23 protein-coding genes and 1 pseudogene are annotated in these 23959 nt (G+C 37.1%); 6 read left to right on the top strand and 18 right to left on the bottom strand.

Going from position 1 to position 23959, the window contains the following annotated elements; genetic code table 11:
• Positions 1 to 23: 23 nt before the first annotated feature.
• The 6 genes from QGM71_RS13935 to QGM71_RS13910 all read right to left on the bottom strand — a co-directional run bounded on the left by QGM71_RS13935 (position 24) and on the right by QGM71_RS13910 (position 6245).
• Positions 24 to 743: a SurA N-terminal domain-containing protein gene (locus QGM71_RS13935; RefSeq protein WP_327608179.1), complete on the bottom strand. Its 720-nt coding sequence runs from the start codon at positions 741 to 743 to the stop codon at positions 24 to 26.
• A gap of 633 nt (positions 744 to 1376) precedes the next feature.
• Positions 1377 to 2096, bottom strand: coding sequence for a DsbA family oxidoreductase (locus tag QGM71_RS13930; protein WP_327608178.1), 720 nt, complete (start codon positions 2094 to 2096; stop codon positions 1377 to 1379).
• Positions 2097 to 2189: 93 nt separating this feature from the next.
• The gene (locus tag QGM71_RS13925) at positions 2190 to 3050 is read right to left on the bottom strand and encodes an MBL fold metallo-hydrolase (protein ID WP_327608177.1); all 861 of its coding nucleotides are present in this window, start codon (positions 3048 to 3050) and stop codon (positions 2190 to 2192) included.
• Between the two features lie 576 nt (positions 3051 to 3626).
• Complete coding sequence (locus QGM71_RS13920) at positions 3627 to 4094, bottom strand: DUF2188 domain-containing protein (protein ID WP_327608176.1); 468 nt, start codon at positions 4092 to 4094, stop codon at positions 3627 to 3629.
• A gap of 128 nt (positions 4095 to 4222) precedes the next feature.
• On the bottom strand, positions 4223 to 5272 hold the full coding sequence (gene fni / locus QGM71_RS13915) for a type 2 isopentenyl-diphosphate Delta-isomerase (RefSeq protein ID WP_327608175.1): 1050 nt from the start codon (positions 5270 to 5272) through the stop codon (positions 4223 to 4225).
• Between the two features lies 1 nt (position 5273).
• Positions 5274 to 6245, bottom strand: a complete 972-nt coding sequence (locus QGM71_RS13910; RefSeq protein WP_327608174.1) for a DMT family transporter — start codon at positions 6243 to 6245, stop codon at positions 5274 to 5276.
• Positions 6246 to 6437: 192 nt separating this feature from the next.
• Here QGM71_RS13910 and QGM71_RS13905 point away from each other — a divergent pair, with 192 nt between their 5' ends.
• Entirely contained in the window at positions 6438 to 6977 is a 540-nt protein-coding gene (locus QGM71_RS13905; protein WP_327608173.1) for an HD domain-containing protein, read from the top strand.
• Between the two features lie 238 nt (positions 6978 to 7215).
• Here the strand turns inward: QGM71_RS13905 and QGM71_RS13900 are convergent, their stop codons facing one another.
• The 6 genes and pseudogenes from QGM71_RS13900 to QGM71_RS13875 all read right to left on the bottom strand — a co-directional run.
• Entirely contained in the window at positions 7216 to 8079 is an 864-nt protein-coding gene (locus tag QGM71_RS13900; protein ID WP_327608172.1) for an aminoglycoside phosphotransferase family protein, read from the bottom strand.
• Between the two features lie 181 nt (positions 8080 to 8260).
• Complete coding sequence (locus QGM71_RS13895; RefSeq protein WP_327608171.1) at positions 8261 to 8704, bottom strand: class I SAM-dependent methyltransferase; 444 nt, start codon at positions 8702 to 8704, stop codon at positions 8261 to 8263.
• The gene (locus QGM71_RS13890; protein WP_327608170.1) at positions 8683 to 8898 is read right to left on the bottom strand and encodes a methyltransferase domain-containing protein; all 216 of its coding nucleotides are present in this window, start codon (positions 8896 to 8898) and stop codon (positions 8683 to 8685) included. The genes QGM71_RS13895 and QGM71_RS13890 overlap by 22 nt, the downstream gene beginning before the upstream one ends.
• 194 nt (positions 8899 to 9092) lie before the next feature.
• Positions 9093 to 9908 carry a hypothetical protein gene (locus QGM71_RS13885; RefSeq protein WP_327608169.1) on the bottom strand — a complete coding sequence of 272 codons (816 nt, stop codon included), beginning with the start codon at positions 9906 to 9908 and terminating at the stop codon, positions 9093 to 9095.
• Between the two features lie 396 nt (positions 9909 to 10304).
• Complete coding sequence (rsgA, locus tag QGM71_RS13880; protein ID WP_407703035.1) at positions 10305 to 11312, bottom strand: ribosome small subunit-dependent GTPase A; 1008 nt, start codon at positions 11310 to 11312, stop codon at positions 10305 to 10307.
• Between the two features lie 396 nt (positions 11313 to 11708).
• A pseudogene (locus tag QGM71_RS13875) lies at positions 11709 to 11825 on the bottom strand (aldo/keto reductase); the annotation flags it as partial.
• A gap of 136 nt (positions 11826 to 11961) precedes the next feature.
• On the opposite strand from QGM71_RS13875, the gene QGM71_RS13870 reads away from it, so the two are divergent.
• Entirely contained in the window at positions 11962 to 13398 is a 1437-nt protein-coding gene (locus QGM71_RS13870; protein WP_327608167.1) for an amidase family protein, read from the top strand.
• A gap of 756 nt (positions 13399 to 14154) precedes the next feature.
• Here the strand turns inward: QGM71_RS13870 and QGM71_RS13865 are convergent.
• Positions 14155 to 14667, bottom strand: coding sequence for a GNAT family protein (locus tag QGM71_RS13865; RefSeq protein ID WP_327608166.1), 513 nt, complete (start codon positions 14665 to 14667; stop codon positions 14155 to 14157).
• Between the two features lie 186 nt (positions 14668 to 14853).
• Between QGM71_RS13865 and QGM71_RS13860 the strand changes: the two genes are divergently transcribed.
• Complete coding sequence (locus tag QGM71_RS13860; RefSeq protein WP_327608165.1) at positions 14854 to 16632, top strand: methyl-accepting chemotaxis protein; 1779 nt, start codon at positions 14854 to 14856, stop codon at positions 16630 to 16632.
• A 42-nt stretch (positions 16633 to 16674) separates the two neighbouring features.
• Here QGM71_RS13860 and QGM71_RS13855 read toward each other — a convergent pair whose 3' ends face one another.
• Genes QGM71_RS13855 through QGM71_RS13845 form a run of 3 tightly spaced genes read right to left on the bottom strand, consistent with a single transcriptional unit; the run spans position 16675 to position 18589 of the window.
• A complete protein-coding gene (locus tag QGM71_RS13855) occupies positions 16675 to 17241 on the bottom strand; it encodes a DNA-3-methyladenine glycosylase I (RefSeq protein WP_327608164.1) in 567 nt (188 codons plus the stop codon).
• 3 nt (positions 17242 to 17244) lie between these two features.
• Positions 17245 to 18087 (bottom strand): sulfurtransferase, encoded by an 843-nt coding sequence (locus QGM71_RS13850; RefSeq protein ID WP_327608163.1) that lies wholly within the window; start codon positions 18085 to 18087, stop codon positions 17245 to 17247.
• A 1-nt stretch (position 18088) separates the two neighbouring features.
• Positions 18089 to 18589, bottom strand: coding sequence for a GNAT family N-acetyltransferase (locus QGM71_RS13845; RefSeq protein WP_327608162.1), 501 nt, complete (start codon positions 18587 to 18589; stop codon positions 18089 to 18091).
• Positions 18590 to 19013: 424 nt separating this feature from the next.
• Between QGM71_RS13845 and pepT the strand changes: the two genes are divergently transcribed.
• Entirely contained in the window at positions 19014 to 20243 is a 1230-nt protein-coding gene (pepT, locus tag QGM71_RS13840; protein ID WP_327608161.1) for a peptidase T, read from the top strand.
• A gap of 38 nt (positions 20244 to 20281) precedes the next feature.
• On the opposite strand, the gene QGM71_RS13835 is transcribed toward pepT, so the two are convergent.
• Positions 20282 to 21463: an MFS transporter gene (locus QGM71_RS13835; RefSeq protein ID WP_327608160.1), complete on the bottom strand. Its 1182-nt coding sequence runs from the start codon at positions 21461 to 21463 to the stop codon at positions 20282 to 20284.
• A 209-nt stretch (positions 21464 to 21672) separates the two neighbouring features.
• Between QGM71_RS13835 and QGM71_RS13830 the strand changes: the two genes are divergently transcribed.
• Together QGM71_RS13830 and QGM71_RS13825 are read left to right on the top strand one after the other, a co-directional pair.
• Positions 21673 to 22719, top strand: coding sequence for a D-alanyl-D-alanine carboxypeptidase family protein (locus tag QGM71_RS13830; protein WP_327608159.1), 1047 nt, complete (start codon positions 21673 to 21675; stop codon positions 22717 to 22719).
• 118 nt (positions 22720 to 22837) lie between these two features.
• Positions 22838 to 23374: a hypothetical protein gene (locus QGM71_RS13825; protein WP_327608158.1), complete on the top strand. Its 537-nt coding sequence runs from the start codon at positions 22838 to 22840 to the stop codon at positions 23372 to 23374.
• 65 nt (positions 23375 to 23439) lie between these two features.
• Here QGM71_RS13825 and QGM71_RS13820 read toward each other — a convergent pair whose 3' ends face one another.
• Complete coding sequence (locus QGM71_RS13820; RefSeq protein WP_327608157.1) at positions 23440 to 23895, bottom strand: SRPBCC family protein; 456 nt, start codon at positions 23893 to 23895, stop codon at positions 23440 to 23442.
• Between the last annotated feature and the right edge of the window lie 64 nt (positions 23896 to 23959).

The raw sequence follows: 23959 nt of genomic DNA, 5'->3' as shown, positions 1-23959 counted from the left end.
TGGGCGATGCTTTTGTTCATTTATTAAATTAGAGTTTCCACTTCCGCTTGCTCTTTTAACTCTTCTACTTTAGCCTGAAGCACCTCTTGAACTTTCTGATCTGCAATCTGATCCTTGATTAGCTCTTCTACCTCTTCATATTCTCCAACTTCTTCACCTTGCTGCTCTCTTACCTGTTCATAGTACTCTTCTGCTTCTTCGTCTGAAACTTCAATTTCAAGTTCAGATTCAATATATTTATTTGTAATTAAATCATCTGCCAACTGCCTCTTAAACGATTCCTCTGTTAATTCGAACTGTTCTAAGACTGCTGTCAGCTGCTCGCCATTTTCCTCTTTTAGAGTCTCAAATTCTGACTCCACTTCTTCTTCCGTTACATTGAGTCCGTTATTTTCTGCATCCTGTCTTATTAACTGTTGCTCCACAAGTACATTTATGGTTTGCTCTTTTAATAAATCATTATCACTGACATCCTCGCCGTATTCTGCCATTTGCATTTTCACCTGTGTATAAATGGGATTGTAACGGTCACCATTAATCTCGGTGCCATCCACGGAAACCACAGCAGTATCTTCATCAACTTTTTCTTCATCCGTTACACCTACTTGCTGCTCACCAGATTCCACACCCGCTTCTTGATCCGGGTTTTCCGCTCCTTCAGTTTCCTCAGCAGAATCGTCGCCACAAGCTGCCAGTAGTATAGCTAAAGTTAGTACAATGCCTAACATCATCAATTTTTTCATAATGTTGTTCCCTCATTTCTTTTCATTGTCCCCTCATTCAAACATACATAGGGCACTGATTTCAAGGGGAGCCATCGCTCACACTTTTGATGAATGCCTTTATATCAGTCTTTAGAGGGCTTGTTACGTTTACATAACAATATAAATTCAATTTCCTAATTTCTGCCACAACCGCAAACAAAAAATAGTGGGCAATCCACGTGATTGATGGATTTCCCACTATTCTAATTTAAAATTTAGTTTAAGCTTTCGTCAATCTCATTCAGCATCTCTGCTACAGAAATTAATCCGCCACCTGAAAGATACCAGTTCATAGGTCTACCTTTCTAAATACATAAATTAACTTGTATTAATAATAATTATTAGGATAAATTAAATCTAACTAAGAATGATATTCATTATCAATTAGGCTACAATTAAAGTATATCACAATGGATACATGCGTCAATACTAATCAAGCTGTTTATTATTTCAATCATGCAGTTCAGGGAATTTTGTGACAATCCATCCCCATTTATACAGGAAAATTAAAAAAAGCTTAGTGAGCAAATAAGTAGGCTCACTAAGCTTTTTTAACAAATTTTATATCTTTGACGGCAGAAACCCCCTTCAAATTGCGTAGCAATTGGGGGTTCAATCGATCGACTCACAGCCGTCATCTGTACAGTACGTTGTTTCCGATTTCTTAGGGTTTAATGATTGTAAGACAGGCTTATCATTCTCTTCTTCCCATACTTTTTCCAGCACCTCAGAAAATACTTCTGGTGGTTGTGCTCCTGAGACTGCATATTTTTCATTAAAAACAAAAAACGGTACTCCTTGTACGCCAATTTGACGTGCTTGCTCTTCTTCTGCGCGAACATTCTTTGCAAAGTCATCTGCTTTAAGCATATCTGTGACTTCTTTTTCATCCATTCCTACTTCTTTAGCTAGTTCAACCAATGTTGCATGATCACTAATAAGTTTTGAATCGGTAAAATATGCATCCAGCAGGCGCTCTGTCATCTCATTTCCCAAACCATGCGTCTCTGCATATTTTGTAAGACGATGAGCATCAAATGTATTGGTATGTTGCATTGCATCGAAATTATATGTTAATCCTACTTCAGCTGCTTGCTTACCTAGATCATTATTCATACTTTTTGCTTTCTCAACAGACATATTATACTTACCAGCAAGCATTTCATGAATATTTTGTTCAGGGTTGTGTTTAGCGTTCGGGTCAAGTTCATAGCTTCTGTATTCAATCATAACCTTTTCTTTAGCAGAAAAATTTTCAACAGCGTGTTCTAATCTACGTTTTCCAATGTAACAAAATGGGCAAACAAAATCAGACCATACCTCAACTTTCATAGCTACACCTCATTTCTGAAAATATTGTAGCACAGGTCTACCCAATGATTAAAACATTGTGCTTACAAAAAAGCCTGCTGGAGGATATTTCTTTTAGTGTTTATTATTGTTATCTACATAGCGTCCATAGTCCGGGATCGCTACCTGAGCAAAATTCTCAACAAGTTTATTTAAACCCTCTCTCAATTTTTCCCCTTTCATCGAAGTTCCATGTCCTGGTACCACTATGTCCGGTTCTAAAGATGCTAATTGTTTAACGGATTCCCAAGCGGCAGTCCAATCGGTAGTTAGATATCTTGGTGGGCCATTTACTTCCTCCCGCTGAAACAATACATTATAGAAAGAGTCCTGCCTAACGGTAATAAAGGCATCTCCCGACAGTAGCAGAGAATCACTTTCACGGAAGAACGATACATGGCCTGGGGTATGTCCGGGGGTATGCACCCATTTCCAACCCTCCAAAAATGGCAGGCTGTTGTCCGCCGGCAATGGTTGAACAGCATTTCCAAGATTGATTGATTCGTTAGGATAAATGCCAGATACCTTTGCTAAAAATCCACCTTCCACGGAAGAATCTGGTTCTGGGTAGTTTTTTTCTCCTGTTAAATAAGGTAATTCAAGTTCGTGTGCATATACAGGGACGTCCCACTCCATAATTAAATCACTTAGTCCGCCTACATGATCAAAATGACCGTGAGTTAGAATTATTGCTGCTGGCTTACTTTCTCTGCCAAAGCGGTCCACCACGACAGATTTAATCTCGGGTGCAGCATTAGGCAATCCTGCGTCAACTAGCACCCACTCTTCTTCTTCAGGTAAACCAATAAAACTAAAATTAGCAATTTGGTCTGTATAGTAGTAAATATCTTCCTTTACCTTAAACCCTCCGCCACTAGTTATAGAAGTCATTGGAATAAAGTTAGTATGCTTACCTTCGTTCATCTCTTGATCCATGATTTTAATTGCCTCCTAGATTTACAAGCTGAACTTAGTATTTGAAAGAACTATAAAAATAACCACTCCATTTACGAGTGGTTATTTTGTAGGGCTGTTTTCTAAAAGATTGTTGCTTTTGATATAAAATATATAAAAGACGAAGTAACTGCAATGTTGATTTCCGCTCCGGGCAGTCCCTTTCCGCGGGCACGGCTTCAGCCTCCTCGCGGAAAACCACCGCTGTGGGGTCTTCAGACACGTGCTGTTCCCGCAGGAGTCGACTGCCCTACGCTCCAATCAACAATCACAAAAAGCGAGAATTTATGAATTAAAGTAATAGATAAATATATAACAGAGCACAACACTAGCAGAGGAAAGGCTCACCAGCCGCCCAGCGGCAAAGAAGACACTGCGAAAACGAACAGCGTGAGTTTGTCGCACTTGTACCCGGAATGGTGTAAGCGAAGTGTATTTTCCGTAGCGGGGTGAGACAGCCACTCTCAATAACAGCAGAAATCAAATTTTCACTATGTCGCATTTTATATCAACTGCGACAATTAAAAGGAATAAAACCGGCGAATAACCCTTTTTGTACTAACTGTTTACAACATTATTATATGTCTTCTTATCCTGAACCGATCCATCCTGCTTATAAATAGTTAAAGAGGTTCCTTTATTTTTTGCTATTTCTCTGGCGCGTTCTATAGCATCATCCTTTTTATCAAATACATTACTTGGTCTTTCGGCGCCACTTGATTTCACTGCCCAACCGTCTTCATGTGCTACTACTTGCTCGCCCTCATCTAATCGTTCTGGATTATTTTCATATTTTTCACCTTCAGCGGAACGCTTGGTGGGTTTACCACTTCTTTCGTATTCATCAAGTTCCTCCTGGCTTGCATTCTCACTCCATTCTTTTGCTTGCTCAATGGCAATGGGAATCGCCCTTCCTTCTTCATATCCCTCATCCACCATGGAGTTTGCAATATCAATTGCTTTCTTTTTTGTTATATCATTCAAGTTTTTCATAGATGAAGGGTAATCATTTAGTGTCCAAGGCATTTATAGTTCCTCCTTTAATGCTTTATAGTATTTTATATACCCTCCTATTTGGCTAGGAAACCTCTTATTACTACTACATAGAAAAGATGCTCATCATTGGGATGAGCATCTTTATTAAGACTTTCTTATTAATTATCCAGTAATGATTTCCCCATAATAGTTACACGATTGGTATTTTTCAGTTCACATAATGATTTCACACCTATACCGAACATAGTCATTTTTAATTCAAGCTCAATTTGTTCCATTCTTTGTATGACGGCTTCATCCGATTCTGTAGCTGCTTGGAGTAATTGACGAGCAAACCCAATAATATCTGCGCCAATGGTTACTGCTTTAGCTGCATCAACACCTGTCTTCATACCCCCGCTGGCTACGAGTGGGACTTCTGGTAGTTTGCTTCTAACTGAAACGATAGAGTCCTTTGTTGGTAATCCCCAGTTATTAAATGCTTCTGCCGCAGCCTTTTTCAGAGGATCCTTTGCACGAAGTTTTTCCACTTGACTCCAGGATGTTCCTCCTGCGCCTGCTACATCAATATAAGTAACCCCTGCACTGTGTAACTTTTCTGCTACTGTACCATCAATGCCAAACCCGACTTCTTTCACACCAACCGGAACATCGATTACTCTACAGATTTTTTCTATTTTAGGTAAAAGATTTTCGAAATTTAAATCTCCTTCATCCTGTACCGCTTCCTGAAGGCTATTTAGATGCAAAACGAGTGAATCCGCTTCTGTCAGGTCCACAATACGCTGCGCCTCTTCTGGACCATATCCATAGTTCAACTGGACAGCCCCCAGGTTGGCAATCAATGGTACTGTAGGTGCTTGTTTACGAATTAAAAATGATTCTGTATGTGCCCCACTTTCAAGTAATGCCCTAGTAGAACCAAGTGCTACTGCCCATCCTTTTTCTTCGGCAGCTAGTGCAAGGTTTTGGTTTATTTGTGCAGCAAGTTCAGAACCACCAGTCATTGAACTCACGAGAAATGGTGCTTTTAAATTCTTATCCAGAAAGCTGGAATCAAGCTGGATATAGTCAAAGTTAATTTCCGGTAATGCATTATGTATAAATGTAATTCCTTCTAATCCAGTTGATTTATTGACACCTTCCACGTTATCGTTCAAGCAAAGTCTGATATGCTCGGTTTTCCTTCTGTTGATTCCTTCTTCCACTTTAAGTGCCCCCCTTTTTAGTTAACACAGCAACACCTTCAAAGTCGGCCATTTTCCGCTGCATGCGTTTATGCTTTAAGTATTGATGAAACGTTACAAAATATACCCCTGTTATAACCATTATCATACCAATAATTTGCGTAAAAGTAATGGATGAACCGTAAAAGACCACAGCCAACAATGCAGTATTAATTGGCACTAAGTTCATGTAAATACCTGATTTGCTCGCACCGATCTGCTTAATACCATGGTTCCACAATATAAAACCTATTACAGAAGAGCAAATAATCATGAATAACATCTCTGCCCATGCCTGAGTTGACATGTACGGAATATTTCCCCAGCCTTTTTCAAAAAACAGGGATGCTATGACGAGAAAGAAACCTCCAAACAAGCTCGTAAATGTAGTAGTCACCAGAGGAGATACATCACGCATGGCTATTTTCCCAAGCAGACCATGTATAACCCAGCAAATCAGCCCACCAAGGAATAATAAGTCACCTTTATTAAATTCCATTCGCATGATCGTTTCAAGTGAACCTTCGGAAATTACGATGATAACACCAAGTAGGGATAGCACAAGACCTAAACCTAATTGCTTATTCCACACCTCACCTAAAAATAAAACTGCACCACAGGTTAGAAGCACAGGAGTTGTTGCTACAATTAAGGAGCCATTAATTGCAGATGTTATATCCAATGCAATAAAAAAGAACGCATTATAGCCGAGAATACCTGTTATAGCCATTAAAAGTATAGGAATCCATTGTTTTTTAATTGCTTTAACATCCAGATTCCCTTTTAATAAAACAAAAATTAAAAGAAGAAGACCTGCTGTTCCAAAGCGAAATGCAGCTGCAGTAATAGGCGGTACCTCAGTAATAACATGTTCTGCAGCTACGAACGCCCCTCCCCAAAATAGTGGCACAAGTAACAGCCAGAAGTAAATTGCACTCGATTGTTCACTTTTCATCTATACCCTTCTTTCAAATCAGCTATGTTAAGTAATACAACTAGAATAGATTTACTTATTAGTTTACTTGTTTGATTATTAAAATGAAAGGATTGCAAATTGCTATGTACAATTTTAGTGGGAATCCACCCGTGTTATAATTAAAATATAGTTTGAAAAGTGACTGATTTACATCACAAAGGAGGCTAAAATTTGAAAGAAAGAGCGAAAGACTTTGCAGAAAAGGCTCATGCCGGTCAAAAAAGGAAAAATTCGGATGCTCCCTATATAACTCATCCCATTCGAGTCGCCGAGCGATTAGAAAGAGCTGGCTTTAGTGATGGATTAGTTTGTGCAGGCTACTTGCATGATGTAGTTGAGGACACACCATATGACATCGAGGATATTGAAGCGGAGTTCGGCATAAGAGTCGGAACATTAGTTGCTGCCCACACGGAAGATAAATCGAAGTCCTGGCTAGAACGGAAACAGCATACAATTAATATGATAAAACATGCAGAGAACGATATTAAATATTTGATCGTAGCAGATAAATTAGATAACTTGCTTGGTATGGAGAAGGATATCGCAGATCAGGGAGATAAAGTCTGGGAAAACTTTAATGCCGGCATTGAAAAGCAGAAATGGTACAACAAGTCGATTGCAGAGAATATGTACATTGGAATGGATCGAGCAAAAATACCGGCCTATTTCCAGGAATTTGAGGATGCAGTGAAAAGAGTTTTCGGTTGATATTAACCTTTCAGAATATGGTTCATTTTATTGTAGCTTATCAAAATTACAAAAATAAATAACGTTTCAAGATTAATTTACCATTTATTTTTTCACATTTTTCTCTTAAATGGCTTATGGGAATTATGGAAAAAGGAGATTTAAAATTTTTCGGAACTATTTAAAATTGCATAACCCTAAGTAGAGATAATATAATTGTTTATTTTCGAAAGCGCATAGTTCAAAATCGCTCCCTATTTTAAAGTAACAGCTTTTTTAGTATTGCTAAATTTTCTTCAAGAAATAAAGCATTTTTTTCAATCCCACGACGTTTACACCACCCGATACTATTAAATGCATCTGTAAAACGATAAAAAGGCAATACAACATCTAAATCAATTAGAGGTCTGATACTGCTATAGCCTTCTTTATAGGCCTGATACAAGGTGAAATCGAAGCATAAAAAATCGCGATGCAGTTTGGTGAAATCGATTTCTGTTGAACCAAATCGTACGGATTCAAAATCTATTATTCCTGAAACTTTATTGCCATCAATAATGATATTTGCTGGACGAAAATCCATATGTATAAAGCTTGGTCCGTCTGGAGAAGGGAGTTGTTGTTTCATCTTTTCAAATTTCTCAATAGCTTGTATGTATAAACCCACATCCAAAACATCTCTTACATCCTCAGCAAAACTATAAAATTGATGTTCAATAAACTTAGACCAGTTCGGAAATTCATTTTGTATGCTAGTTAACGCTTTCACAACTGGCGGCTGAATTGAATGTATCGATGCGTGAATAACCCCAACTTGATACGCTACTGTTGGTGAAACCTCAGTTGTTAACGGTTGTCCCTTTAATTCGGATAATAAAAAAGCACCAGGACAATCCTCATCACCAGTCCAATAATCTAATATCTCGGGAATGGCAACGCTTCCTTTTAAAAGTTCATAGGCTTCTAACTCCCGCTGAAACTTCAATTTTGTATAAGGGATCTTCAAAAAATTATTATCACCATTAAGCAAATTACATTTATAGACTGTTGAACTATGGGAATCTTCAACCTCATTAATTGATAATAGCTGTAACCCAAATTGTTCTATAACACGATTTAACATCAAATTTACCTCCCCTTTTATAATAATGCTCCCTGGTTTAAATACGCTTTTTGACAATATCAAATTACAGATTTTCTTGTTCTACTAACCTGCCCCCTATAGTTTAATAACTCTCGCTTTAATTAATACCTTACTCTTACCCCAGCCCCGGTCAACTAAGAGTGTTCCCTAGCAGAAATATTTAGATTTGATTTACTATCTTTGTAAATGCAACAACTTTATATTCAAGTCTCGTTTTATTGACATTATTACCTTGTTCTCCAAAATAGAAGCTTAGAAGTTTTTTTGCTTCTTCAACAGTATTAAAAATAAATTCTGTATTTATTATATCGTATTTAAATCCTCGCTCTTCCCATTGAGACACAGAGCTCGAAATCTTATGTGGTGAGAAAGAACAAAATTCATCTTCCCCATAATTATCTACTATAATAATACGCCCTTTATCTTTAACAACTCTTTCAACTTCATTTAAACCATCATCAATATCAGTAATACCATCAAAAAAGAATGCCCAAGTGGAATACATCGCATCAAAAGTATTTGAATGAAAAGGTATCGACTGAGCAACACCATTAGACCAAATCAAATCTTTACTTAGGTCAATCATCTTTTCATCTGGTTCCATAGGACACGCATCAGCTTTTCTGCTGTATACCCATTTCCTGCCCCAACGTCTAAGACAGCACCATTAGGTAAAAACGAATCCAGGTATTTAATGACCTTGCCGTCTCTATCCATACATCTTCTTTCAATTTCAAACAAATCAGGTTTTAGCCCACCATAAAAAGGAATTATTTTTGAAGATTTATCAATTTTCATTGTTAGCCTCCTAATAGCTATTTATATTTTAGAGACCAAATTACGTAGCTTAACCAATATGATTCACCCCAAATCCCTTCAAATACATTACATTTTATTATTTTTTCAAAATATTGAGTTGGATTAAATCGTTTTTCATAATTTCCCCGTTAATTGAACAAGGATGTAATCTTTTAAGAAACGCACTATGTAGCTTAATTAGATATCCAAATCCAATCTGACCAATGTTTGCCTAGTACATTACTTTTAATCAATTGATGATGCGTATATTCCGCATAAAGAGAAAGGTCAACTTGACTTTTCAAAATATACATTCCTGAAATTCCTGATAAATAAAACATATCTCCATTCCTCTTTTTTCTCACTTCGAATTCTAACGGCTCATTTCCATAACTTGTTTCTTCATTAGATACAAACTCTTCATATACTTCTCCTTTTGTTGAAATGTAACGAAGTTTAGCATATCCAAAAAAGGGATACCAGTTATTGTATTTTAAATTAAATTGGTCTTGTGATTGGAGAAGCATTGGTTTTTCTATATCCACCGTATAATGAAGTTTGGTGTAAAAAGTTTTACCTCCGCCATTTTCTTCATCTTTATAAATGGTTTCAACTGGATTTACATTGATATTAACAATATCTCCTTCATTATCTTCACTATGGGAATTTATTTCACTTAATACTAAATCATCTGGGTTTATTGAATTATTATCATACATTTCTAATTGAAAAATCCAATCGCTTAAAGTTAAAGATTCCAGATCTATTTCCTGAATCGTTTTAATTTCCCTCTCACTGAATCCGAGTTGTTCAAGTAAGTTTATATCTTTACTTTTCAAACTCTCAAAGTCTTTTTTTTCTGTAACTTCAATAGACTCCCTATTATTATCAAGTATTTTGCCGTAAGACACATAGTGAAAGGCTATAAAAAAGGAAAATATAATAATGATTGATAATATTAGCACACTAATTATTTTTTTATAATTAAATGTCTTTAAGATAAAAGCCACCACTTTCTAATCGATATTTATTTGTTAACTTTTTTAAAAATCCTGCGAATAAACGAGCATTTACGAGTGAATTGAAACTATCTAAGGGAGTTTAGTACCTTTCACAGAGTCACTTTTACTATAATTTTAACATGTGTAATCATATACCTTTATTACCAACTACAAATCCACATACTAAATCACAGAAAATCACGCACTGGAAATAATTATTTCAACTATTGTGAATCACCTTGTTGTTTAATCTATAATTTACATAATGAAATGTACTAATGCCTGATTAAGACAACAAAAAGTCTCATGGTATTTCAATATTGAAATACCATGAGATTTAACTTGCGACTTGTATGATTGCACCTCTAAATATACTCTTTAAACCAATAAAGAGGCTTTTGTCACTTATCTTATATTACGTTTCTTATATTTGCTTTTCTGGTCTTTAAAAACCCGCTTCCACCTGTTCTTTTCTACTAATTGTGCCTTTTGATCCTGCTTTCTTTTCTCATAAGCGAGCTCCCGTTGAAGTTTTATATAACTATGGAAACGATCTTCTGATAGCTTACCGGCTTCAATAGCCTCTTTTATGCTACACCCTGGTTCAGTGTCATGCTGGCAATCGATAAAACGACATCCCTCTACTAATAATCCAACATCTTGGAAAGTCGATTCAATTGCAGATTCACCTTCCCACAGTTGCAATTCTCTCATACCAGGTGTATCAATTAATAAAGCACCATTTGGCAACAAAAACATTTCACGATATGTGGTGGTATGACGACCCTTGCTATCATCCTCCCTGACATCTTTGGTATGTTGCACATCTTTTCCAAGCAATACGTTTACTAACGTAGATTTTCCAACGCCAGATGAGCCAAGTAGTGCTCCTGTTCTTTTTGGAGGTAAGAATTCCAGAAGGTCACGAATACCATCTCTCGTTACGCTACTAATGGCAACGATAGGAACACCTATCGCAACTTTTTCTACCTGTGAAATAATCTCAGTCACTTTATCTAGTGAGCATTCATCTTTTTTTGTTAACACAACAACAGGCGTTGCACCACTTTCATAAGTGGATAAGATATATCGCTCAATACGTCTGATACTTAGGTCATTATTCATTGAATTAACGATGAAAACAGTATCTATATTAGCAGCCACTAGTTGGGCCTCTGTTTTCACTCCTGCGGCTTGACGTACGAACTGACTTTTACGTGGCAATACACGTTTAATAACTGCTTTTCGCTCACCTGATAACTTCTGGACTTCTACCCAATCACCAACTGCCGGAAAATCGAATGAATCAATTGCTTCATTTAAAAATTTCCCACTTAGATGAGCTATGAATTCCAAGTTTCCATCAGAAATTCGAAAACTATTTTTCTGCACCGTTATTACACGTGCAATCATTTGTTTTTCAATATCCTGGACAGAATAATCCCATCCCAGTTCTTCAAGCTTATTCAATAATATTTTCCTCCTTAATAGTGGAGGAAAGGTCAAACTACGCCGACAGTCCCTCCATTTTGTTCCTAATGTTTTTTTGGTTAACTAGAATTTGTTTAGTTACAGTCATAAAACATCACTCCTTTCAAAATGGTTGAACAAGATTATTATTATTCTACTAGAGAACACAAAATATTGCTACTCTTTTTCGAAAGGCTATGCAATCAAGCTTTAATTACTATTTGAAGTGTGAATGAATTTGCTCGAACTTATATTTTCAAAAAGGAATAAATCTCTTGTCTAATATTAACTTTTGGAAGATAATAATTTCATAATTCTTAATTTTAAGGAGGCCTCACGGTAACCTACCTCAAGTGCTTTTTCTACTGCGAGAGTTACTTCTTCATCTGATACCTGCCATACGCCAAAGACCAGCTGCGGCATACGAAGGCAATTATTTAGTGTGATATATTGCATTGACCACTCTCTTTCTTGTTAATGTCAATTTAGTTTAGAATAGGTATTCACCCATAATAAAATATACCGCTACAGGAATAACCGTTTCATAGTAGAATATATAAAAGACAACCCTAAAAAAGAGTGGAGGTTTACCATGCTAAATAAAGCATTTAATCTAAGCGAAGCTACAATCACTGAAATGCAGCACGCACTAGAAACAGGTGAAATAACATCCAGAAAACTTACTATCATGTATTTGGATCAAATAGCCAAATACAACAGCAGCGGTCCAAACATCAATGCAATTTTAGAAATAAATCCAGATGCACTGCACATTGCTGAAGCCAGAGATGTTGAACGAAATCAAACAGGGATTCGCGGTCCTCTACATGGGATTCCAGTTTTAATCAAAGATAACATTAATACAGCTGATAAAATGCATACTACTGCCGGCTCTTCAGCACTAGCAAGTCATTATGCGCAGGAAGATGCTTTTGTTACAAAAAAGCTTCGTGAAGCCGGCGCTATCATATTAGGAAAGACTAATTTAACCGAGTGGGCAAATTTCATGACAAAGAATATGCCGAATGGTTACAGTTCGCATGGCGGGCAAGTGTTAAACCCTTATGGACCTGGAAGATTTGATGTAGGGGGCTCCAGTGCGGGATCAGGCGCGGGTATTGCTGCAAACTTTGCTGCTATTGCGCTGGGCACCGAAACAAGTGGATCTATCCTTAGCCCTGCCAGCAGAAATTCTCTTGTCGGAATTAAACCGACAGTTGGGCTGATCAGCCGAACAGGAATTATACCAATAGCAAACAGTCAGGATACGGCGGGGCCAATGGCTAAAACTATAGAAGATGCTGTACTGGCACTAGGAGTCCTTACAGGAACGGATGAAGAGGATCCAGCTACTGCATTAACTGGAGAGATAACTACTAATTACACACCATACTTAAATAAGGAAGGGCTTAAAAATGCCAGAATAGGCGTAGTCCAAAATTATTTATCCGCATTTGATAAAAATGAATTACTTCTATTTAACCAAGCTTTAACGGACATGGAAAATTCAGGTGCATTATTGTTTGACATAGAAGAGTTGCCATCTGAACTCCCAAAATCCAGTGTAATGTTTCATGAATTTAAAAGTGGATTAAATGCATATTTAGGAAAATCAAATAGTTCAATACGCTCACTTTTAGATGTGATTACCTACAATCAAACTCACCCTAAGGAAACATTAAAGTATGGTCAAACAGTTTTACTAGAATCAGAGGCTAAAAGTGGAGCTTTAACTGAACCTGAATACATTACAGACAGGTTAGCTGACCTTAGAACCTCCCAGATTTCAGGAATCGATTCGGTAATAGAAAAGTATAATGTAGATGCATTATTATTTATAAATTATGCTGGATGTGACATAGCCGCGAGAGCCGGATATCCATCAATTACGGTACCTGCGGGGTACACAAAGGACGGTATGCCAGTTAGTGTAACATTCACCGGAACTGCGTTTACGGAACCCAAACTGATTGAACTCGCTTATGCATACGAGCAAGTTACTTTGCACCGTAAACCACCACGATTGTAATAATTATTTCTCAACTATCCAGTTTTCATGAACACCCATGAAAACTGGATAAAAAAGCTTTTTTTAAAGCTGGAGCGGTACCTGAACCTCCGATTACTCGTTACCGACTTACAACTTTTCTATATAAGAAGAAGTAACTTGTTACTGGAATAGCTAACCGCTCCGGAAATACACTTCGCTTTCCGCGGGCTTGCGCTGGAGTCTTCGTATATTTCCTGCGCTGGCCATTGTGCAATGTTATAAAAAATTCATATAATGCTTATATTTTTTTGACTTTCGCTACGGTCAGTCCACTCCTGCGGGCACCAAAGCCTTGTGTAGGGACGAGTAATTACAGATAGTTTTCGATGCGGCGAGTAATCGCAGTCCCAGTCCCTGATAAAGACCCTGCAGTAAAGCTTCGGCAATATTAAATCTCACGAAGAAAATGCGGATGTTTTTCGAGGAGTCTTACATTTTCTGCCGCTGGAAAATCAAGAAATCTTTATCAGCGTAGGCAGAATACGCAGACTCCTATGGGAACAGCACGTGTCCGAAGACCCCGGAAGAAGCGTTCTTTGCTTCTGAGGAGGCTGAGGCCGTGCCCATGGAAAGCGAAGTGTTCTGCCGGAGCGAATCGAGGCGCTCAACCATCATCAGAAAGATAAAAAATGTCATGAATTTAAATTTTCATTACGTCGTCTTTTATATCAATAGCGACAAACTATACGAATAGAACCTAAAAAAATGACCATTTCAAATTAAGAAACAGCCTCATTATCCTTCATTCCAAATTATCTCTCCACATTGCTCCTGATGATCAACTTTCACATCAAAATTATGCTTACTGTAAAAATGCTTTAGTCGATTTACATGATCAAAGTCTCTTTCCACAATATCGCCAGTAATATATTGAACGTTTTCTTCCCGTGCAATCTCTTTTAAATGCTTCATTAAAACAGATCCATACCCCTTATTTTCCTTACCTTTAATATCTGCGATGTGAATTGTATGATCATTTTTATATTCCGCTTGAATTGCAGAATCCCAATCTCCCCGAAAAGGTTTTGTGCATTCATGAAGCATTATCTGACACGTCGCGCTGTCTTTGTTTGCATATATAACAACCCACTGATCGTCTCCAGCTTGGTCAATGCTGATAACCTCGGATTTTTTTGCTATTTCTTTTATATTATTTTGCAAACGAAAAAGCTGGATCTCTAATGTATCCAATTCTTCCTTCAATTCGCTTTTTCCTTTTGTCGTTTCTAAAAAAGCTGAATATACCATTTAATTCACCTACCAGATTTTAAATTGTGTCGTTTCCCACACACAATTTGCTATTTTACAAGATATAACTACTCTTTTGCAAGTGTTAGAAAATTCTATTTCGAAAAGTCCAAATAGTACTTTATGTTTAGTTACCATTGGCCGATATAATAAGAAATGAATTTTTTTACTGGTTGGGGGATAAGGATGAGTAAATCAAAAATGAGGTTAAAACCTAAAATGGAAAGAAATAAATTTTCCAGTAATCATCTATTCAAAGGTAAGCTGTTTAATTTGAAAAATGTCAGAATTGGCCGTAAATATATGTCTGTATTTTTCCTTACAGCGCTGTTATTTTTGATAGCAGGCTCAATGGTTTTCATGGTGTTACAAGAGGGCAAAGAGGATATCGAAGCAATTGATGAAAATAGCTCACTTGTTAATGAAATGGCAAAGTTAGCAACGATCATTCAAGCAAAGGATGTTCAGTCTGCTGATTTTCTTCTTACTAGAAATAAGAAATTCATTGATCTGTTTGTCGATTTTCAGAATGAATTCGATGCGATATCCGAAAAACTGGATCCAATGATGAGAACGGAAGAGCAAACCGAGCTCTTTAATCAGATTCAAAGAAACAACAAAATAATTGATGATGCATTTTTAGATAGAATGGTAGCTGCTGTGGAAGATCGGCAGGATGTTATGGCCAACTCATTACGCGACTACTCATCCCGTCTCAGGAATGAAACAATTGAGCAGGTTGATGAATTAATGGGATTAATAAGCAGTGAACAGGCTGCTTCCGTTCAAGCTGCCAAGAACAGCCTGGATACAAGCATTCTGATCCTGTCTATTACTAATGTTCTAGCCGTATTATTTGGCTTTACACTGATGTTTATTATAAGCAGGAGTATCACCTCCAACTTAAAGAAGGTTGTTGGTATAACCGCTGAAGTTGCTAATGGAAATCTTAATGTAGAGTCTATGGACTACAAAGGAAAAGATGAGATTGGTCAATTAGCCGGATCCGTTAATCAAATGAAAAACAATATCCAAAACATCTTGTTAAAAGTCGCTTCAGCCTCCAGCTCAGTCTCTACAAGAAGTGAAGAATTAACACAATCAGCTAATGAGGTTAAAGAAGGAAATGAGCAAATTGCAGTAACGATGGAGGAGCTTTCTACAGGTGCTGAAACACAAGCAAACAGCGCCTCCGACTTATCTGAAAAAATGAATGATTTTGTTCATAAGGTTCGTTTATCAGAACAAAATGGTCAAGAAATTACTGCGACATCCAATAACGTGCTTTCCCTGACAACTGAGGGAGCCTCCCTAATGGAAAAATCTGTGGCCCAAATGAAACAGATCGATTCAATTGTCGCTGATGCGGTAAATAAAGTTCAAGGACTGGATAAGCAATCTGATGAAATATCTAAACTAGTTCTAGTCATTAAGAACATTGCTGATCAAACAAATCTATTATCATTAAATGCAGCAATTGAAGCTGCAAGAGCAGGTGAACATGGAAAAGGCTTTGCAGTCGTAGCAGATGAGGTAAGGAAGCTTTCTGAACAGGTATCATCCTCAGTTGGTGAAATTACTACCATTGTCCGTAATATCCAGTCAGAAACCGATCAGGTAGTCGACTCACTAAATACAGGTTATAACGAAGTAAAGGAAGGAACGACTCAAATAGAGGAAACAGGTCAAAACTTTTCATCTATAAATACATCTGTTAATGATATGGTAACTAAATTTTCATCTATTTCTACAAACCTACAAGACATTGCCGGAAATAGCATAGATATGAACAACTTAATTGAAGATGTAGCCTCAGTTTCGGAGGAATCTGCTGCAGGCGTTGAACAAGCTGCCGCTTCAGCACAACAAACATCAAGCTCTATGGAAGAAGTCTCTTACAGTGCAGAGGAACTGGCAAAACTCGCCGAACAACTTAATGAAGAGCTGAAAGTATTTAAGTTATAGGAATGAAAATGGTGTTCCACTAAATGTGGAACACCATTTATTTTAACGCTTCTCTTTATGCAAGAAACAGTTCCTTGTGTGATCATTCACCATACCAGTCGCCTGCATAAATGCATAACAGATCGTAGGGCCAATAAACTTAAATCCTCTTTTTTTCAAATCCTTACTCATCTTCTCCGACTCTTTAGTGGTCGCGGGAACCTCATCATGACTTTTCCAGTCATTATCAATTGTTTCCCCACCAACAAATTGCCAAATGTAATTATCGAAGCTACCAAACTCCTCTTGAACCTTTAAAAAGGCTTGCGCGTTTGTCACAACTGAACGCACTTTAAGTTTATTGCGTATAATTCCTTCATTTTGTAAAAGGCTTTCAATTTTATTATCACTATACTGACTGATAACCTTGGCATTAAAGAAATCAAAGGCTTCACGATAATTCTCTCTGCGCTTTAAAATCGTAATCCAGCTCAACCCTGCTTGAGCTCCTTCCAAACAAAGCATTTCAAATAGCTCCCGGTCGTTATGTGTCGGTTTTCCCCATTCTTGATCATGATATTCTATATAGAGTGGGTCATTTGTTACCCATTCACAACGCTGCTCATCCATCTCTTATTCTTCCTTTTTCTCTATTTCATTATCATCATAGGAAATCCAGTCACTGAAACTACCAGGATACAGCTTCACATTTTTATAGCCCGCAGATTTTAATGCAAGTACATTTGGGCATGCCGATACACCGGAACCGCATGATACAATAATTTCTTGGTCTTTAGAGAGTGAGGCAAAATGTTCTTCAAGCGCTTCTTTCTTTTTCCAATTCCCTTTTTCATTTAAAACGTCTTTCCAAAAATAGTTTTTCGCGCCAGGTATATGGCCGGCCTTACCATACAGAGGCTCCACCATACCTAAGTACCGGTCTATGCCACGGGAATCAATTAATACCGTCGATTTATCCTTAAGCTTTTCCTTTAATTCCTCTATATCTACTGTTTGGTTTTCGCGAAATACCGGTTGAAATTTTCTTGCTTTCAGTCCAGGGATTTCATCTGTTACTTCATTTCCTTCAGCCACCCACCGTTCATAGCCACCTTCTAACAAGTAAACCTTTTCATGCCCCATAGAATCAAGCAGCCACCATAATCTTGCAGCAAACATGTCATTTGCCTGATCATAAATAACAACTGTAGTCTCATGATCAATACCAATCTTTCCTATTTTCGCTGCAAACTGGCGAGTATCCGGCAATGGATGGTTTCCGCCATGCTTTTCGGGTTTACCTGATAGATCTTTATTTAAATCCATATACACTGCACCCGGAAGATGATTATGTAAATACGCTTTTCTTCCTGCATCTGGATCATTTAATTGAAATCGGACATCTACTATAACCGTATTACCCTGATTGTTCTCCAATCTGCTTTTTAATCGATTAACACTGATTAAATAAGACATTTTATCCCTCCAGTAATTTACTCATATAATACTCGTTTACATACCTGCCGTTTGTGTACAGCGAGTTTTCTTTCATACCTTCTTTTTTAAAACCCATTTTTTCGTATAATCTTATTCCCGGCAAGTTTTCTGTAATTACTGTTAATTCTAACCGATGTATTCCATGATTCATAGCCCAATGTTCGAGTTTACCAAACATAGATGTGCCAATTCCCTTCCCATGATATTCCGATATTATACCGATTACGATGTATGCTGAATGCTTATTTTTCCTTGCTTGGCCACCGACCGCAATAAGATAACCGATGAGTTGATTACTTTCCTCTGCCACAAAAACAACTGAATTATTCTGCTTCGATAAGGTATCTATCATGTTCTGCTGTCTATCAGGATTAAATTCCCGTTCACCGGCTTCATAAAGCATATATGCACTTTCGCTTTCCACTCTTTGTATTAATGAAGCCAGGTTTTCTGCATCATCTAGTTTAGCTTGCCTAATCACTCACGCACACTTCCTTTTTTTCTTATTTACTATTCGATTAATTAAAGCTCAATTCGTGCACCTAGAAAACTTGTAGCTGGCCCTGCGATAACAGTATTTCAATGAGGCATTGTTGCTTTCCGCTCCGGGTACAAGTGAGTCTGAGTAGATGTCGCACTTGTACCCGGAGTGGTGAAAGCGTAGTGTATTTTCCGTAGCGGCCATTCTCAATAGTTTAAAATTCTAATTTCATTGTGTCGTCTTTTATTTCAAATACGATGATGAAGAGCAGTATATCTCCATCCTTACTAAGTCAATCAAGGCTGATTTCTCAATTTCACTCTCCGAAAGTTGAGTTAATAGTAATTCCTCTTATCAAATAACTTATCGATACGATATAATTATAAATATATACCAATTATTACACATAGGAGATGAATATAAAATGAAAGAAGAACTTATTCAGCGTTTTACTACCTACGCAAAAATCGACACACAATCAAATGAAAAGAGCGAAACAACCCCTTCTACACCAGGACAGTTTGAACTGGCAAACCTGTTAGTCGAGGAATTGAAAAGTATCGGAATGGAAGATGTAACTGTTGATGATCAGGCATATGTAATGGCCACATTACCTGCAAATACAGATAAAGACATACCAACCATTGGCTTTTTGGCACATTTAGATACTGCTACTGATTTTACCGGGAAAAATGTGAATCCACAAATTGTAGAAAATTTTGACGGTGGAGACATTATTCTTAACGAAAAATTAAATGTGGTCCTATCTTCAAAAGAGTTCCCAGAGCTGCAAAGCTATAAAGGCCATACCCTACTAACCACAGACGGAACTACATTGCTGGGTGCTGACAATAAAGCTGGAATCACCGAAATTATGACAGCAATGGCTCACCTCATTAAAAATCCTGACATTAAACATGGAAGAATTCGGGTAGCTTTTACACCTGACGAAGAAATTGGACGCGGACCACATAAATTTGATGTGAAAAGATTCGATGCTTCCTATGCCTACACAGTAGATGGTGGCCCTTTAGGTGAATTACAGTATGAAAGCTTTAATGCTGCTGCAGCGCAGGTTATTTTTAAAGGTAATAGTGTTCACCCCGGCACAGCTAAAAACAAAATGATTAATTCTGGAAAGATGGCTGCTGAATTTATTAGTAAGTTTCCGGAATCAGAGGCCCCTGAACACACTGAGAAATATGAAGGATTTTATCATTTGATTGCAGTGAACGGGGATGTTGAGCAAACGGAAGCAACATATATTATTCGAGACTTTGACATAGATAATTTTAACCATCGAAAAGAAACCATCAAGAACTTTGCAAACGAAATGAAGGAAAAATATGGAGACAATAAAATAGAGCTAAAGATAGAAGACCAATATTACAATATGAGGGAAAAGATCGAGCCAGTTAAAAAAATAGTGGACATAGCACATCAAGCGATGAAAAACCTGGACATCGAACCAATCGTACAGCCTGTCCGTGGTGGAACAGATGGATCCCAACTTTCCTATATGGGATTACCTACACCGAATATTTTTACTGGAGGAGAGAATTTCCACGGTAAGTTTGAATATATCTCAGTAGATAATATGGAAAAAGCAACGAATGTAATTGTAGAAATTTGCAAGTTGTACGGTGATAATTAATAAGCTAAAACCAGATTCATTCGTATATGAATCTGGTTTTAGCTTATTTTAATAAAAAATGCTGCAACTAATGCTATGCCCAATAACGAAGCCAGCGCTGTGAATGTCACAAAGTAACTTCCAAAACTCATTAAAGAAATACCAATTACAGGTCCCAGGGTAGCTCCGATAAATAGAATAAATGCATAGAAAGATGCTGCTACTCCTCGTTGCTTTCCGCCCAACTCGCCAACTAGCATCATAATTACAGGAAAGGTCAAGGAAATACCTGCAACGAATACGACACTGACTAAAACGATAATACTAAATTGAGCAGTGGTTCCCATAAAGAATAACCCACCGACAGCCAGGCTAAGACTTATTTTCAGAACAAAAAGCAATCCGAATCGCTTAACAAACACACCTGCAAATGGTGAAAGCAGCATACCAATTATACCTGCAGATCGTACAAGAAGAATTTTCTCCTCTGATAAATAAAATGGGGAACTTCCTAAATAATCTCCCAGCACGGTATACATTCCAATAAAGGTTAGAAGAAGCATAATGGTAATAAGGTAACATAAGACGAAATTCCTTTGATTGAAAATAACTCCTACAGCATCTAGGTAATTTTTTATTCCAAAAGTGTTCTCTCTGTTATTACTTTTAGAAGGTAAGATTATACTCACTGCAATCATGGTAATAAGATAAATGCTTCCAAAAAACAAAAACACCACTTGCCAATCAAACGTTTGATTTATAATTCCAGCAATCAGTTGTCCAAAGATACCCGCGACTACAAAACCAAAGCTAATAAAGCCTATCACCGTAACCAATTTCTGTTTCGGAAACACATCGAATACATACGCTAAGGCTGTTGGAGCAAAAGTTGCTGCAACGAATCCCTGAACTCCTCGAAGTGTGACCAACAGGAGAAAGTTATCCGTAAATCCAATTAAGACAGTTACTACTGTAAGCAATCCTAATCCAACTACAATAATCTGTTTCCGTCCATACCGTTCGGCAAGAGGGCCGAACATAAGGAATCCAACTGCATAAAAAAAAGAAAATATACTACTGGTCCATGCACCCATCGCTTGTGTAATATGAAAATAATTAGAAAAAGTGTCAACCAAAGGTGTAGTCACATAAACACTCGAAACAACAATTAATGCACACCAAAAAAGCAACAATGTAATCAGAGCATACTTTTCACTCTGTGCAGCAATTGCGTTACCCATCTGAATTCTCCTTCCCAGTCACTCATACTATGAATATGGAAAATTAGGCTCAGACGTGCAAGTGAATATTTTTCAAAGAAAACTAAAGAAAACTATTGCTCTCCTGAGCCACACTATGAGAAAATGGGAATTACTTTGCAAAATAATAAATAAGAATGCCAGGCATTTGTGATATAATTTGTACGATATTCCTACAGGGAGCGATCACCATGATTAAAAATAGCTTACTTATTGTCATAGCGGTTTTATCTGTATTATTTTTTGTTACAGCCTGCACCACAGATAATCAACAAGAAATAGAGCCAGAGGAAAAATCAGACAATAATGAGTCAGGGAAACAATCAGATGTAATTAAGCAAGAACCTGAGGAAGAAAAATTACAATTGCCTAAGGCCAGTTTACAAAAAAAGGACCATGGCGAACAGGTTCAATTGCTTCAAAAAGCTTTAAATGAAATTGGTTATGAATTAACTGTAAATGGAGATTATGACGAAACAACAACCTGGGCAATAACAGATTTCCAATTACAGGATGAAAATTTACTTGCAACCGGGGTTTATAATGAAGAGACAAACGTAGCAGTAGAGAAATTCTTTTCTGATGGTGAAAATGAATTCAAACCAGGTAAAGGACTTCCCTATACAGTTGAAAATACTACAACAGATAGTGGAACCGAAGTTTTAGTAAACCCATATGATCAACTAGCTTTAGTAAATAAAAAATACGGCCTTCCCAAAGACTATATTCCAGATGATCTGGTTATTCCAAATGTACGGTTTTCATTTACAGAAGACCTGCCCAAAAAACAACTTCGCAAAATAGCTGCTGACGCTTTAGAGGAGATGTTTAATGCAGCTGATAAAAAAGGATTGAATTTATTTGCTCAATCTGGTTATCGTTCTTATGAACGACAAGACGCCATTTTTGCTTCGAATGCTAGTCAGCATGGTGAGGATGCAGCCAATCAGTTTAGTGCGAGGCCTGGTGAGAGTGAACATCAGACCGGTCTATCGATGGATGTAACTAGTCCTGAAGTAAATAATAAATTGATCACTGCATTCGGGGATACCGCTGAAGGAAAATGGGTTAAAGAGAACGCTGCTGAATTTGGATTTATTATACGTTATCCAGAAGGAAAAGAAGAAATTACAAAATATCAATATGAACCTTGGCATTTACGCTATGTCGGTAAAAAAGCTGCCACAACTATTATGAATGAAGGTTTAACATTAGAAGAATATCTGGAAACTGATTGAACATTGCAGAAGCTGTTAATTGTAAAGCAACTCTGCAATGTTTTAACTTGTTATTGTTGTGGGTATCTTTTACTTATATGAAATGGATTATTTTATAGTAAGTGTTGAGGTGTGTAGATTGTTTGGATTAAATGATTTCTTTTCATTAGTTATATCAGTATTTATCATTCTTCCGGTCGTATCTATAATAAGGGAATTAGGATATTACTTAACCAGCAAGGCTTTTGGGGCAAAAGATGCAAGCATAACAATTGGGTCAGGTCCTCATCTCTTTCAATTTTCTATATTTCAAATAAGAAGATTTTATTTTATGTACAGCTGGTGTACCTATGATTCACTCAAAAGAGATACTAAATGGGCACATGTCATTATTTATTCTTCGCCTATGCTTGCTAACATACTCGTTGCATTATTTATTAATGCGTTGTTAGCTAACGATTTACTTGGGATGGAAACTTTCTGGAACCGTTTTGTCTTTTATGCATTTTATTTTGTATTATTTGATGCGATTCCGATGTATTATCCTGATGGACAGCCGAGCAATGGAAGAGTAGTCTATGATTTAATCCGATATGGAAGAAGAAGCGGCTTCGATCGAAGTGATCCGCAAATGGAGACATATGATGAGAATTCATACAATGCCGAAGATAGATGAAATAGATTAAGAGGCTTTGCCAACACTTCCTCTCATACAAAAAAAATAACTGAGGCATGCCAGCCTTAGTTATTTTTTTGGTTTTCGGCAACATTCTTAACACGTTCAACAAACTGAACCACTATTTTATTACTCGCCAGTAACATAAATAATTTCAAGAAAATTTTTAATGGTTTATTTGTCGTAGTATAGCGAAAATACGTCTCATCTTCATTAATCCTGTCTAGTTCATACAAGGCAGTAATCTCAAACATATTCCCAAGAGTGAAGCCCACTTTTAATTCTTTATGGTCTGGCTTGTCCATATGAATAAGTGTTTCTACATCATATTCACTTATCCGCTTTCCCTCCTGGTACTTCTGTCGGTAAATACTGCCAATACCGTCGTCAGTTACTTTAATTGGCTTGTTTTCAATCACATTTGGCATAATCTTTTGCATATCTTCCAAAGAGCCATTGAGTAAATTCCAAACTTGCTCGATTGATGCATTAATTTCTGTATCGTGGGACCATTTTTTCATTATACATACCCGCCTAACATAATAGTTAGTACTAGTTTAACATAACAGGCACACCATTTAATTA

This window comes from Virgibacillus tibetensis (assembly GCF_036026595.1).
Lineage (GTDB): Bacteria > Bacillota > Bacilli > Bacillales > Amphibacillaceae > Virgibacillus_P > Virgibacillus_P tibetensis.
The sequence above is the reverse complement of the archived record's forward strand: the minus strand, read 5'-3'. Positions and strand labels throughout refer to the sequence as shown.

Excerpts from the sequence above, each read along its gene's own strand:
- QGM71_RS13895 (WP_327608171.1), bottom strand. The coding sequence starts at position 8,704 with ATGGAACCAGATGAAAAGATGATTGACCTAAGTAAAGATTTGATTTGG.
- QGM71_RS13920 (WP_327608176.1), bottom strand. The coding sequence starts at position 4,094 with ATGCCTTGGACACTAAATGATTACCCTTCATCTATGAAAAACTTGAAT.
- QGM71_RS13900 (WP_327608172.1), bottom strand. The coding sequence starts at position 8,079 with ATGTTAAATCGTGTTATAGAACAATTTGGGTTACAGCTATTATCAATT.
- QGM71_RS13930 (WP_327608178.1), bottom strand. The coding sequence starts at position 2,096 with ATGAAAGTTGAGGTATGGTCTGATTTTGTTTGCCCATTTTGTTACATT.
- QGM71_RS13910 (WP_327608174.1), bottom strand. The coding sequence starts at position 6,245 with ATGAAAAGTGAACAATCGAGTGCAATTTACTTCTGGCTGTTACTTGTG.
- QGM71_RS13925 (WP_327608177.1), bottom strand. The coding sequence starts at position 3,050 with ATGGATCAAGAGATGAACGAAGGTAAGCATACTAACTTTATTCCAATG.
- QGM71_RS13935 (WP_327608179.1), bottom strand. The coding sequence starts at position 743 with ATGAAAAAATTGATGATGTTAGGCATTGTACTAACTTTAGCTATACTA.
- QGM71_RS13855 (WP_327608164.1), bottom strand. The coding sequence starts at position 17,241 with ATGGATGAGCAGCGTTGTGAATGGGTAACAAATGACCCACTCTATATA.
- rsgA (WP_407703035.1), bottom strand. The coding sequence starts at position 11,312 with ATGATTGCACGTGTAATAACGGTGCAGAAAAATAGTTTTCGAATTTCT.
- QGM71_RS13890 (WP_327608170.1), bottom strand. The coding sequence starts at position 8,898 with ATGAAAATTGATAAATCTTCAAAAATAATTCCTTTTTATGGTGGGCTA.
- QGM71_RS13865 (WP_327608166.1), bottom strand. The coding sequence starts at position 14,667 with ATGGTATATTCAGCTTTTTTAGAAACGACAAAAGGAAAAAGCGAATTG.
- QGM71_RS13860 (WP_327608165.1), top strand. The coding sequence starts at position 14,854 with ATGAGTAAATCAAAAATGAGGTTAAAACCTAAAATGGAAAGAAATAAA.
- pepT (WP_327608161.1), top strand. The coding sequence starts at position 19,014 with ATGAAAGAAGAACTTATTCAGCGTTTTACTACCTACGCAAAAATCGAC.
- QGM71_RS13835 (WP_327608160.1), bottom strand. The coding sequence starts at position 21,463 with ATGGGTAACGCAATTGCTGCACAGAGTGAAAAGTATGCTCTGATTACA.
- QGM71_RS13870 (WP_327608167.1), top strand. The coding sequence starts at position 11,962 with ATGCTAAATAAAGCATTTAATCTAAGCGAAGCTACAATCACTGAAATG.
- QGM71_RS13820 (WP_327608157.1), bottom strand. The coding sequence starts at position 23,895 with ATGAAAAAATGGTCCCACGATACAGAAATTAATGCATCAATCGAGCAA.
- QGM71_RS13850 (WP_327608163.1), bottom strand. The coding sequence starts at position 18,087 with ATGTCTTATTTAATCAGTGTTAATCGATTAAAAAGCAGATTGGAGAAC.
- QGM71_RS13830 (WP_327608159.1), top strand. The coding sequence starts at position 21,673 with ATGATTAAAAATAGCTTACTTATTGTCATAGCGGTTTTATCTGTATTA.